Genomic DNA, 12,108 nt, shown 5'->3' on the forward strand with positions numbered 1-12,108 from the left:
TTTTTAGAAGTATTTTTTTTCACCTATATCTTAGAATTATAGAGGTGTATTCTATTGCAAAATTACAAAATGAAAACCCTAACTGCAGGTTTTATCCGGGAACCAAAATTTCTAATTCCGTTTTTGGTAAGTACAATGTGATTTTTAATGATGTATTGATGGATTCTTGTGAAATCGGTGATCACACATATATTCAGAAAAGATCTACAATCTTTAATGCTAAGATTGGAAAATTTTGTTCAATTGCATCTGGTGTTACAATCGGACCGGGAAGTCATAAGCTAGATTCTATTAGTACACATCCTATATTTTATTTAAATAAGACTCCGCTAGTAAAAAAATTTTCTAAAAGTGATCTTTATAGTGTAAGTAAGGTTACAATTATTGAAAATGATGTTTGGATTGGTGAAAAAGCTATAGTTATGGACGGAGTAAAAATCGGAACCGGTTCTGTAGTGGCATCAGGAGCAGTAGTAACTAAGGATGTGCCTCCTTATGCGATTGTTGGAGGAGTTCCTGCGAAATTAATAAAGTACAGGTTTTCGGATCAGATAATCGATGATTTACTTCAATCTGAATGGTGGAATATGCCTGAAGTAGAATTAGAAAAGAAATTTTTAAGTTTTATCAATATTGATGAATTTAGAACAATTAATTAAAACCAAATTATAGATGGAAACGGATTTAAAAAAATGGCATGAAGATGAAAAAGTGTGGTGGAATCAACATGGGGAGTATATGAATCTTCAATGGAAATTGAATGACAATTTAAATAAACTTCTAAGAAATGACCTTGAAATAGATTACGAAAATTACCTCTTTAGCCCAAAACAAAAAATGTTGGATGTTGGATGTGGTTCTGGTTGGTTTGCTAGATCATTTTCTGAAAAAGGCATGTTTGTGACAGGTATTGACGTTTCGCAAGAACAAATTAATATAGCTAATAATTTGAAATCAAAAACTAAGGATGATAAACTAACTTTTATTTGTTGTGATTTATTAGACTGGGATTGTTCTGAACTTGAATCTCATTTTGATGTAATCTTTGTTAGTGCATTTTTACATCATTTGCCAATGGTTGAGCTTGAAGAAATAATCCGTAAAATTTCTTTCGTATTAAAAAAAAGTGGGAAAGTATATTTGTATGAGCCATTGGAATCAAATAATAAGAACAATTTTTTGGTAAAAATTATTGATCATGTCAATAATATAATGATAGAAATATTTCTCACACTTATTCCAAAATTTTTCAAGCTATACAATAAAAGGCATATACAAGAGTTAGAAAATGGATATTCAATGGAAAGTCCACACGAAAGGCCATTGAATAAAGATGAATTAGAATCAATTTTCATGAAGTATTTTGATGTTATTGAAATAAGAGCCTGGCATATTTATTCACTTGGTTTTTCAATGCAAGCTATGGGATTAAAAAAAGCAGCTTTAAGATTTTATAGTATTATAATTTCACTATTAGTTGTTTGGGAAAAAGCATTAATTAAAACTTTTGGCTGGGAAGCCTTTTCAAGGCCAGGTAGATTTATTTTGTGTGGGATTAAACTAGTAAAGAAATGAGAGGGCCTTTACGTTTTTTGATTAATTACTTAAGAAATTTATTAAGTGAACATGATACTTTAATTGATAAAAGGGTCACAATTGGGGAACATACTTATGGAGTCTCTCCCTCTACGGTTCTTTTATTTAGAAATGATGACCAAGTTGAAATTGGGAAGTTCTGCAGTTTTGCAAAAGGAGTTCAACTAATTACAAGTGGAGAACATAACTACCATTTAGTTTCTTCATTTCCATTTTATTCTAAAATTCTGAATCTTGGAGATGAAAATGACACTTTAACAAAAGGTAAAATTACCGTTGGACACGATGTCTGGATTGGAGCAAATGCAATCATATTGTCTGGAGTTACGATTGGGCATGGAGCTGTTATCGCTGCTGGAGCAGTTGTTGCAAATGATGTTTTACCATACTCAATAGTTGGTGGAGTTCCTGCTAAATTGATAAAATTTAGATTTTCAGAATCTACAATTAAAGAAATTATAGATATTGGTTGGTGGGATTGGAGTAATAGTTATCTAATTGAAAACATAGATGATATGTATATGAATTTACCAGATTTCTTAAGAAAGCATAAAAAAGAATTATGAAAAGAGTTTTAATTACTGGGGGAGCTGGGTTTATTGGAACCAATGTAGCAAGAAATTTACTTAAAGAAGGATTTGAAATTACAATACTTGATAATTTTCTTCCCCAAATACATGGGGATAAAAAAGAGTTACCGGGAGATTTAATAGGTAAAGTCAAATTAATTATAGGTGATGTTACCGAAAAGTCCGTCTTAAATTCAGCTTTAAACGGACAAGATGCTGTAATTCATTATGCGGCAGAAACTGGAACAGGGCAATCAATGTATGCAGTATCTCATTATACAAATGTTAATATTCAGTCAACAGCTAATTTATGCGACTATATCATAAATGAATCCCATCAAATTCAATCAGTAATAGTTGCCTCTTCAAGATCTATATATGGGGAAGGGAAATATCATTCTCCCGAACATGGGATCGTTTTTCCCAAATCCAGAACTCATTTAAATGTTAAAGAAAGTTTTGAAGTTTGCTGTCCCATATCAGGAAAATATAACTTAAGTGTTAATGCAACTGACGAGTTATCTAAAATTCACCCTTCTTCCATTTATGGAATTACAAAACAAGTGCAGGAACAAATGATTATCCTAGCGACACAATTAAGGGGAATTAGTGGTTTTGCATTAAGATACCAAAATGTATATGGCCCGGGACAATCATTAAAAAATCCTTATACAGGAATTTTATCAATCTTTACCAGGTTGGCTTTACAGAATGAAAAGATCAATATTTTCGAGGATGGCCTTGAAAGTAGAGATTTTGTTCATATTCAAGATGTAGTAAATGCTACAGTAAGTTGTTTAAAACTTGACAAGATTGGACAATATATTTTTAATGTTGGAAGTGGAGTGCCTATTACTGTATTGGAAGTTGCACAAGAAATTGTTTCTTATCTCAAAAGTGATTCAGAAATAATAGTTTCAGGTGCTTTTAGAGAAGGTGATATTAGACACAATTTTGCCGATTTGAAATTCGTAAAAAAAATTATTGGGTTTGAACCACAGTGGAGTTTCAAAGATGGCTTACATAGTTTTATTGATTGGGCACTAGAACAAAAAGATATTCCAAAAGATACAACAGACTACAGAAAATCTATAATAGAATTAAAAGAAAAAGGATTACTAAATGGATAATATTGATTACCCTTTGGTAAGTATCGTGTTTACCAGTTACAATCATAGAGAATACCTGAGGCAAGCATTGGATAGCTTAGTTAATCAAACATATCCAATGCTTGAAATTATCATTGTTGACGATTGTTCAACTGATGGGAGTCAGGAAATTCTTAAAGAATATGAAAGTTTTTCAAATGTTATAATAAAATTTAACAGTAAAAATTCCGGCAGTTACGTGAAGTCGACTAATTTCGGCGCATCATTTGCCAAAGGGGAATATATTATTTTTGCTCAGTGTGATGATTATGCTGAACCCAATCAAATAGAGTTACTATTGAATGTATTTGAAGAAAATCAGTCTGTTGGGGTTGTTTTTTCAAAAAGCTATCTAGTTGATGAAGATGGGAAGATTTTCAGTGATGATTTTTGGGGAAGGGAAAAATCCTTCAAAATGGATATAAAAGATAATCCCTTAATTCAGGGTATTAAAATGAAGGAATATCTTTCGTTTTCTTGCGTTATTCCAAATTTGAGTGCCGCTTTAATAAAGCGTGAATTGTTCGAAAAGGTCAATGGGCTATCTGAGCAATATTTAGTGGTTGCTGATTGGGAGTTATGGTTGAATTTGACTGAAATTTCAGATTTCTACTATGTAAATAAACCGTTAAACTATTTTAGACAGCATGCAACGACGATTAGGAGTAGCATTAAAATGAAAATTCAAATTATTGAGATTTACAAAATGTTTTATAATCACATCTCAAAAAATAATTTGATGCAAGGCCAGATAAGAAAGATAAAATTAGGTGCTGGCGCCGTATGGTTTTCTTTTTTTATTGAAAATAAGAATGCTTGGATTTTAAGTTTTCTATCTGTTTATAAAGAAATATTTAAAATTGATAAATTATCTATATACTATTTAATTTTGGGCACTAATAAAATAATTTCGGAGTATAGATATTTAAAATTTTGTAAAAATAAATTTTAAAATAATTATTTAGAACAAAGCTTTTTATATTTAATTATTTATAACGTAAAAAATAGTCAATTTATAAAGGCAGTAATATTGTGTGGAGGCTTCGGGACAAGAATTCGAGATGTTGCAGATGATATACCGAAGCCTATGATACCAATAGGGAGGAAACCTATCATTTGGCATATTATGAAAACATATTCTGTTTATGGATATACAGATTTTGTTTTATGTATGGGATATAAGAGCGAAGTCATTAAGGATTTTTTTATTAATTATGAGGTACGAAATTCTGATGTAACCATAAAATTAGGCAAAAAGTCTTAGCAAATAGTTTCAGAAATTAGCCATGATGAAGATGGATGGGAAATAACATTTGCCGAAACTGGAATAAAATCAATGACTGGGGCAAGAATTAGGCGAATAAAAAAATATATTGAAAAGGATCGCATGTTTCTTCTCACCTATGGTTTTGGAGAAGCATATTTTCAACGATTAAGTATGGTTAAATAAAACCATGGAAAAAACATTTAGAAATGAAGCCTAATTTAGTAGGTCTAATAGGAAAAATACGTTTTGCTATTTTTGATGATAGTGTAAATAGTTTGACTAAAAACATTTTTTTTGATGTTACAATAGGCAACGGTAACTACCAAAGAGTTACTGTTCCTCCGGGTGTTTGGGTTGCATTTAGCGGAATTAGTTATGAATATAACTTATTATTAAATTTAGCTAATTTGGAGCACGATCCAGCTGAAGTTGAACGAAAGGAGAATCTTTCTGAAATTGTATATAACTGGTTTTGAAAAAGGTCTTAATTACTCGAGGTAGTGGATATTTGGGCGCTCGCCTTTGTTTGCATTTAGCAAATCAAGGGTATGCTGTTATATCGCTTTGTTATTCCAAAGTTCCTAATAATGAGAATTGGGTTTTTAAAATGGATAAGATTTTCGTTGGTGATGTTTGAAATGAAGATCTTCTTAGTGAAATAGCATTAAACCAATATGATCTATTGATTCATTTAGTGTCTTTAGATCACCGTAGATCTAATGGATTTCCTCATGCTGTTAGTGCTGAAAACGTAACACCGGTTTGGTCTTTGTTAGATATTTTCTCCAAAAAGGGATTGAAGAAGTTTATATATTTCTCAACCACTCAAGTATATGGCAATATCCAAAATGAGATTATTTCTGAACATCGTAATCCAAAAACTAATAATGCCTACGCTCTTACACATCATGTAGGAGAAGTTATATGTGAATATTACAATAGAAATTATTCCGTTGATTGCCATGTAGTCAGGCTTTCTAATAATTATGGAGCTCCAATTTTAGAAAAAAATAATTCTTGGTGGTTAATTGTGAATGACTTATGTAGGATGGCTTTCATCCATAAGGAATTAGTCTTAACTTCTGATGGATCGCCAATCCGAGACTTTATCCATGGGTGGGATGTTTGTTATGGTGTTCAATTGATAATTGAAAGTTCATCAAAACATGGTATATTTAATTTATGCTCTGGTATTACCCTTTCAATTAAAGAAGTTGCAGAAAAAATAAAAACTGTTTTTTACAATAGATATGGATTGGAATTAATAATTTCTGCTGGTGAGCAAAGACCTCATTTCGAAATAAGAAAATTTGTTTTAGATAATAGTTTGATCCGATCTTTAGGATTTGAAACTAAATGGAGTCTTGAAGTGGGCATAAATGAATTATTTGATTACTTAGAACAAAACAATGCATAATTCAAACGATTTATTTTCAATAATTATCCCAACTTACAACCATGCAAATTATATTAGGAGATGTTTAGATAGTTTATTGATTCAAACATTTTCAAATTGGGAAGCTATTGTGGTCAATAATTTTTCAGAAGATAATACAATTGAAATTGTTAAAGGATATAAAGATCCACGTATACAAATAATTAGTATTGCGAATGGAGGGGTTATTGCCGTTTCCCGAAACAAAGGAATCTCTGAAGCCAAAGGTAATTGGATTTGTTTTTTGGATTCTGATGATTGGTGGTATCCAAATAAATTAGAAGTTTCTCTCCAATACCTATCAGATTATGATTTGATTCATCATGATTTAGATATTTATTCGAAAGAAGGGAAATCAAACCGAATTGCAAAAGGTAGAATTTTAAATGATAATATCGCAAAAGATTTAATTGTAAATGGCAATGGTCTCGTTAATTCAAGTGTTGTACTCAGAAAAGATATAGTTGATCAATTGGGGAATATCACTGAAGATAAAGAACTAATTGCCGTTGAAGATTATGATTATTGGATTAGAACTGCTAAAATAACAAATCGATTTAAATATATTAATCAATCATTTGGAGCTTATTGGGTAGGTGAAAATATATCCAATTCAAAAAAACAAATAGATAGGGCTAAGAGGTTGTTAGAAAAATACATGCCACTTCTTTCCCCAACTGAACAAGATAATGCTATTTCAAATTACCATTTTATTGCAGGTCGGATGTACCATTCATTGTCCTTATTTTCCGAAGCTAAAGTATCTTACTTAAAAGCCTTGAGGCTTCGAAATTCAATCAGGAATGTTAAAGCAATTTTTGGTTTATTTATGTGCCAGTTCAAAATAAAGTAAAAAACTCATATTGAACAATTCTAAATAAAAAGACATAGACTTAAATAAAATATTAAAATTATCTAATTTCTGTATTTTGATTTTGTTGTGGTATTCCTTTAATAAAAATGGCGAGGGAATATACGTAAATTATAATACTGTTTTATTAGGCACAATACTTTCAATTCAAATTGGAACTTTTCTATTCTTTGAGAAGAAAAGGAGAGATCCTTTCGTGCTATTATTATGTTTACAGATGATTATTTACTTTTTATTTCGTATTCTCACTTTATTGAATTACGAATTTTCTTACGTTTTTTTAAGATTTCATTTTACTGTTGAAAACCTTAATTATTCTTTGATTTTTATTTTGGTAGCTAACATTGTATTTTATTTAGGCCTTACTTTAAACGGTTTAAAATCGAGTTTTATTTATGATACTTCAAAAGTTAAACCTGTTCAAACACATTTGGTGTCATTACTAATTTTTATAGGATATTTTTTTGCTTTTTACCGGAATATAGGATTAGGGTTTCTTGAGGGAATCATGGGGATGGTACTTAGTTTATTTGTAAACATAGGTACTATATTGTTCATGTCAATTGTCTATTTATTGATTTTTAAAGAAAGAATTCCAATTAGAACCAAATATATTGTATTTATTGGGATTTTATTGATGGTTGTAATTCAGACTCTTACAGGAAGTAGATCGGCTATTCTTGGGCTAATCAATTTTTTGATTTTTGCATTCTTAGCTATTTATGATAATATTAAAATCGAAAAAAAGTATATAGCTATTGGATCTATTCTACTGCCATTAATGATATTAATATTTGCAGTTTCTACTTTTCTTAGACCAAGACTTGAAAATAGGGAGAAAATCGGACAGGAAACATTTGAAGTTTTGAAAGAGTTTGACGTAAAAGAAATAGTAATTGAGGGCTCTGATCTTGTTTTAGCAGGTGTTTTTGACAGAATTGGATTTTTAGACTATTGCGCTGAAACCATTTCCAATTCAGATAAATATTCAGGAATATTTAATCCCTTGTTTTATTTTAAAAGCATAGTAGATAATATATTAACTCCAGGGTTCATGGTTTTTGATACTCCAAAAGCATCCAATGCAACTACATTTGTTTATAATCAAAGAGGCACACCAAGTTTATCTCTAGTTGATGAAGCATATCAATCAGATCAATTTACTTTATATGGTGAGTTTTATGCACTTTTCGGCAAATGGTTTTCATTAATTCCCATTTTTTTAACAGGATTTTTATTTAAGAGGGTTTATTTGAATTTGGATCAAAACAATATTTACCTTTTTTTTTTAAAAAGGGCTATCATCCTTTTTGTTTTTTATAACACATTAAATAGTTTTGGATTAGACTGGATTTTGTCTGATATAGTTGGAATATTTTTTACTTATAAATTATTTAAATCTTTCTTTAGATTTAAAAATTTTGCAACCCAAGAAATAACAAAAAGTTAAATTTAGTTTAATAGTTAATATGCCGACTCTTTTCCAAATTTGCATCGAGGTAAATATAGGATCTGTAGGAAGAATTGCTGAACAGATTGGTCAAGTAGTTTTGGATAATATATGGAAAAGTTTTATTGCTTATTCTCGAGAAGTAAATTCTAGTAGCTCTGAATTAATTAAAATCGGTAACAAATTAGATGTTTATTATCATGGCATAGAAACAAGGCTTCTTGACAATCATGGTTTTTCTTCAAAGAAGGCGACAACTGAATTGGTTAAAAAAATCAAACAAATAAAACCTGATATCATACATCTGCACCACCTTCACGGGTATTACATTAATATAGAAATACTATTTGAATATTTAGCAGTCTGTAAAATCCCTGTTGTATGGACTTTTCATGATTGTTGGTCATTTACGGGTCATTGTACTCATTTTGATTTTATTGGTTGTCAGAAGTGGAAAACAGAATGTAATCATTGTGAGCAAAAATCAGAATATCCGAAGAGTCTGCTATTTGATCGATCCAAACATAATTTTGCTGACAAAAAAAGAATTTTTAATTCTATAAATGGCCTTACGATTGTAACTGTTTCTGATTGGTTAGGAAACCTTGTTAAGGAATCATTTCTAAAAGAAAATTATACATTAGTTATAAAAAATGGAATTGATTTATCTACTTTTTATCCAAGAGATTCAGCAATGAAAATCAAACTCAAGTATAATATTAATAATAGATTTTTAATCATTGGAGTGGCAAGTACCTGGGGAATAAGAAAAGGTTTTTACGAGTTTGTAAAACTTAGTCAGATTTTGTCGCCTGAAAACTTCATTATTATTCTTGTAGGTTTGAATTCAAATCAAATGAAATCAATTCCATCTACCATAATTGGAATTGAAAGGACAGAAAATGTGGAAGAGCTTGCAAATCTATATTCAGCGGCCGATGTTTTTGTAAATCCTACTTTCGAAGATTCTTATCCTACCACAAATCTTGAGGCAATGGCCTGTGGAACTCCTGTAATTACATACAATACCGGTGGAAGTGTTGAATCAATTGATGAAAACACCGGGTTTATAGTTGAAAAGCATGATGTGGAAGGAATCAAAAATGCTATCCAAAAAATCAGCAAAAAAGGCAAAAATCATTATTTGAATTTTTGTAGAAATAAAGCTTCTCTTCATTTTGATAAGAACCAAAAATTTCAGGAATATTTTAATTTATATAAACGTCTTTTATTGAATAAAAATGAACTCTAGAACCTATCAAATCTGTCAAAAAACAATAATGGATACATCAGATCCCAATATCATATTTGATAAGGATGGGATTTCGGATTATTATCACAATTTTCATAATGTCATGGTGAAAGGCTGGCATCCTGATGAAAAGGGACACAAAGAGCTAATGAGAATGGCTGAAAAAATAAAGAAGGAGGGGGAAGGAAAAGACTTTGATTGTATTATTGGCCTAAGTGGAGGATTAGACAGCTCCTATGTTACTTATATAACTAAAGAGGTGATGGGTTTAAGGCCATTGCTGTTTCATGTTGATGCAGGTTGGAATACAGATCAAGCGGTTGGAAATATAGAGAAATTAGTTGACGGATTAGGCTTGGATCTTTATACTGAAGTAATTAATTGGGAAGAAATGAAAGACTTGCAAGTTGCTGTTCTTAAGTCAGGAATTTCCGACCAAGATTTGCCACAGGACTACGCTTTTTTTTCTACACTATATATTTTTGCTAGAAAGCATAGAATAAAATATGTGATTACCGGATCGAATATTTCAACTGAATGTTGCAGGGAACCAATGGAATGGGGGGGGTATGGACCAGGTATAGATAAAACCTTTATATTAGATATTCACAAAAAATTCGGCAAGAAGCCATTAAAAACTTTTCCTTTAATTGACATACTTGTATATAAAGCTTATTACATGACTTTTTTGGGTATGGAAGTTTTCAAACCATTGGATCTAGTTCCATTTGTTAAAAAAGATGCTGAAGAATTTTTAGGAAAAAGGTTTGGATGGCAAAAGTTTAAACATAAGCACCACGAATCAAGATGGACCAGGTTCTATGAAGATTATTGGTTGCCTAGGAGATTTGGATATGAAAAAAGACGAGCTCACTTTTCAAGTTTAATCCTTACAGGTCAAATGACAAGAGATGAAGCGCTAGAAAGAATTTCAAGGCCTGAAATGGATGAAAAATTTTTAAAGCAGGAATTTGAGTATGTTGCTAATAAACTAGAATTGACTGTGGAGGAATTACAAGCTATGTTTGATTTACCAAAAAAAACATATAAAGATTACCGCAACAAAAAGAAAATTATTTCATTAGGTACAAAAGTTCTCTCATTAATTGGCAAAGAAAGAAGACTTTTCAGATGATATCAATTATTGATTATGGGGTTGGAAATGTCAAGGCATTTCTCAACATATATAACAAATTAGGTCATAAAGCCTATTTGGCGAAGACTGAAGAAGACCTGATTGGTTCTACAAAAGTGATTCTTCCTGGAGTAGGGCACTTCGACTACGCAATGACAAAATTTCTGGAATCAGGCTTGAGTGAATCAGTCAATGACCTTGTTTTAAATAAAAAAATACCCGCTTTGGGCATTTGCGTAGGAATGCAGATGCTGGCAAGAAAAAGTGAAGAAGGATCCATGCCGGGTCTTGGTTGGATGGAAGCTGATGTTGTGAGATTTGATATTGACAAGATTGATTTTAGACCCCATCTTCCTCACATGGGTTGGAATGATGTCGATATAGTAAAAAATGATAAAATATTGGATGGTTTTCCTAAGCAAAGCAAATTTTATTTTTTGCATTCCTATTTTATGGCTTGCGACAAGGCATCGGATGTCATTGCCACATCAGAATATGGAACAACCTTTTCTTGTATAGTAAACCATGAAAATATTTACGGTATTCAGTGTCATCCTGAAAAAAGCCATGGTTTCGGTATTAAATTCCTTGATAATTTCGCTAAACTTTAATTATGCTTAGGCCGAGAATAATTCCATGTCTCCTTGTTAAGGACAAAGGATTGGTAAAGACTGTCAATTTCAAAGATCCAAAATATGTAGGTGACCCTATTAATGCTGTTCGGATATTCAATGAAAAGGAAGTCGATGAATTGATGATTATCGACATCGATGCAAGTGCAGAAAATAGAGAGCCTGATTATAAAATGATTGAGCATTGGGCCTCCGAATGCAGAATGCCTTTATGTTATGGTGGTGGGATTAAATCTGTTGAACAAGCCAGAAGGATTTTTGCTCTTGGTGTTGAAAAGGTTGCGATTAGTTCCGCGGCTGTCGAAAATCCTAATTTAATCAAAGAAATATCAGAAAGTGTAGGTAGTCAAAGTGTGGTAGTTGTAATTGATGTTAGGAGAAAATTATTGGGTGGATATGAAATGTCAATCTTGAATGGAAAAAAAACCATTAATAAAAACGTTTTTGACTTTATAGAAGAAGCAGAAAAATTGGGAGCAGGAGAAATTATTATCAATAACATTGATCTTGACGGAAAAATGAAAGGATATGATTTGGGTTTGGCTGAAAAAGTCAGGGCGAAAACCACCTTACCTTTGACAATCCTCGGTGGTGCAGGAAGCCATGAAGATATCGGGGAACTCATAAAAAAATTTAGAATAATTGGAGCAGCAGCGGGAAGCTTGTTTGTGTTCAAAGGAAAATATAAAGCTGTTCTAATCAATTACCCGTCACCGGAATTGAAAGACGAATTAATTAAAAAATACCTTTAAA

General features: G+C 31.3%; 14 protein-coding genes. All 14 read left to right on the forward strand.

Annotation, left to right across the window (positions count from 1 at the left end; all coding sequences use genetic code 11):
* Window positions 1–44: 44 nt before the first annotated feature.
* The 14 genes from DQW11_RS22580 (at window position 45) to DQW11_RS13760 (ending at window position 12,107) form a co-directional block, all read left to right on the forward strand.
* Complete coding sequence (locus DQW11_RS22580; protein ID WP_317047887.1) at window positions 45–659, forward strand: CatB-related O-acetyltransferase; 615 nt, start codon at window positions 45–47, stop codon at window positions 657–659.
* A 13-nt stretch (window positions 660–672) separates the two neighbouring features.
* Entirely contained in the window at window positions 673–1,575 is a 903-nt protein-coding gene (locus tag DQW11_RS13700) for a class I SAM-dependent methyltransferase (protein ID WP_113924632.1), read from the forward strand.
* Window positions 1,572–2,162, forward strand: a complete 591-nt coding sequence (locus DQW11_RS13705; RefSeq protein ID WP_113924633.1) for a CatB-related O-acetyltransferase — start codon at window positions 1,572–1,574, stop codon at window positions 2,160–2,162. Before DQW11_RS13700 ends, DQW11_RS13705 begins: the two co-directional genes overlap by 4 nt.
* Window positions 2,159–3,295: an NAD-dependent epimerase/dehydratase family protein gene (locus DQW11_RS13710; RefSeq protein ID WP_113924634.1), complete on the forward strand. Its 1,137-nt coding sequence runs from the start codon at window positions 2,159–2,161 to the stop codon at window positions 3,293–3,295. Before DQW11_RS13705 ends, DQW11_RS13710 begins: the two co-directional genes overlap by 4 nt.
* Window positions 3,288–4,265 (forward strand): glycosyltransferase, encoded by a 978-nt coding sequence (locus DQW11_RS13715; RefSeq protein WP_113924635.1) that lies wholly within the window; start codon window positions 3,288–3,290, stop codon window positions 4,263–4,265. Before DQW11_RS13710 ends, DQW11_RS13715 begins: the two co-directional genes overlap by 8 nt.
* 78 nt (window positions 4,266–4,343) lie before the next feature.
* Window positions 4,344–4,577, forward strand: coding sequence for a sugar phosphate nucleotidyltransferase (locus DQW11_RS22650; protein WP_198669900.1), 234 nt, complete (start codon window positions 4,344–4,346; stop codon window positions 4,575–4,577).
* Window positions 4,578–4,786: 209 nt separating this feature from the next.
* Window positions 4,787–5,056 (forward strand): hypothetical protein, encoded by a 270-nt coding sequence (locus tag DQW11_RS13725; protein ID WP_113924636.1) that lies wholly within the window; start codon window positions 4,787–4,789, stop codon window positions 5,054–5,056.
* A gap of 182 nt (window positions 5,057–5,238) precedes the next feature.
* On the forward strand, window positions 5,239–5,997 hold the full coding sequence (locus tag DQW11_RS13730; protein WP_113924637.1) for an NAD-dependent epimerase/dehydratase family protein: 759 nt from the start codon (window positions 5,239–5,241) through the stop codon (window positions 5,995–5,997).
* Window positions 5,990–6,868, forward strand: coding sequence for a glycosyltransferase family 2 protein (locus DQW11_RS13735; RefSeq protein WP_113924638.1), 879 nt, complete (start codon window positions 5,990–5,992; stop codon window positions 6,866–6,868). Before DQW11_RS13730 ends, DQW11_RS13735 begins: the two co-directional genes overlap by 8 nt.
* 337 nt (window positions 6,869–7,205) lie before the next feature.
* On the forward strand, window positions 7,206–8,336 hold the full coding sequence (locus DQW11_RS13740; RefSeq protein ID WP_157966117.1) for a hypothetical protein: 1,131 nt from the start codon (window positions 7,206–7,208) through the stop codon (window positions 8,334–8,336).
* A gap of 19 nt (window positions 8,337–8,355) precedes the next feature.
* Window positions 8,356–9,588, forward strand: coding sequence for a glycosyltransferase (locus DQW11_RS13745; protein WP_113924640.1), 1,233 nt, complete (start codon window positions 8,356–8,358; stop codon window positions 9,586–9,588).
* On the forward strand, window positions 9,578–10,723 hold the full coding sequence (locus tag DQW11_RS13750; protein WP_113924641.1) for an N-acetyl sugar amidotransferase: 1,146 nt from the start codon (window positions 9,578–9,580) through the stop codon (window positions 10,721–10,723). Before DQW11_RS13745 ends, DQW11_RS13750 begins: the two co-directional genes overlap by 11 nt.
* A complete protein-coding gene (gene hisH / locus DQW11_RS13755; RefSeq protein ID WP_113924642.1) occupies window positions 10,720–11,334 on the forward strand; it encodes an imidazole glycerol phosphate synthase subunit HisH in 615 nt (204 codons plus the stop codon). Before DQW11_RS13750 ends, hisH begins: the two co-directional genes overlap by 4 nt.
* Window positions 11,335–11,336: 2 nt before the next feature.
* Entirely contained in the window at window positions 11,337–12,107 is a 771-nt protein-coding gene (locus DQW11_RS13760; RefSeq protein WP_113924643.1) for an AglZ/HisF2 family acetamidino modification protein, read from the forward strand.
* The last annotated feature ends 1 nt before the right edge of the window (window position 12,108 follow it).

This window comes from Cognataquiflexum aquatile, from assembly GCF_003316845.1.
Lineage (GTDB): Bacteria > Bacteroidota > Bacteroidia > Cytophagales > Cyclobacteriaceae > Cognataquiflexum > Cognataquiflexum aquatile.

Bases quoted from the DNA above. Each gene is read 5' to 3' on its own strand.
- DQW11_RS13700 (WP_113924632.1), top strand. From the start codon at position 673: ATGGAAACGGATTTAAAAAAATGGCATGAAGATGAAAAAGTGTGGTGG.
- DQW11_RS13705 (WP_113924633.1), top strand. From the start codon at position 1,572: ATGAGAGGGCCTTTACGTTTTTTGATTAATTACTTAAGAAATTTATTA.
- DQW11_RS13710 (WP_113924634.1), top strand. From the start codon at position 2,159: ATGAAAAGAGTTTTAATTACTGGGGGAGCTGGGTTTATTGGAACCAAT.
- DQW11_RS13715 (WP_113924635.1), top strand. From the start codon at position 3,288: ATGGATAATATTGATTACCCTTTGGTAAGTATCGTGTTTACCAGTTAC.
- DQW11_RS13725 (WP_113924636.1), top strand. From the start codon at position 4,787: ATGAAGCCTAATTTAGTAGGTCTAATAGGAAAAATACGTTTTGCTATT.
- DQW11_RS13735 (WP_113924638.1), top strand. From the start codon at position 5,990: ATGCATAATTCAAACGATTTATTTTCAATAATTATCCCAACTTACAAC.
- DQW11_RS13745 (WP_113924640.1), top strand. From the start codon at position 8,356: ATGCCGACTCTTTTCCAAATTTGCATCGAGGTAAATATAGGATCTGTA.
- DQW11_RS13750 (WP_113924641.1), top strand. From the start codon at position 9,578: ATGAACTCTAGAACCTATCAAATCTGTCAAAAAACAATAATGGATACA.
- hisH (WP_113924642.1), top strand. From the start codon at position 10,720: ATGATATCAATTATTGATTATGGGGTTGGAAATGTCAAGGCATTTCTC.
- DQW11_RS13760 (WP_113924643.1), top strand. From the start codon at position 11,337: ATGCTTAGGCCGAGAATAATTCCATGTCTCCTTGTTAAGGACAAAGGA.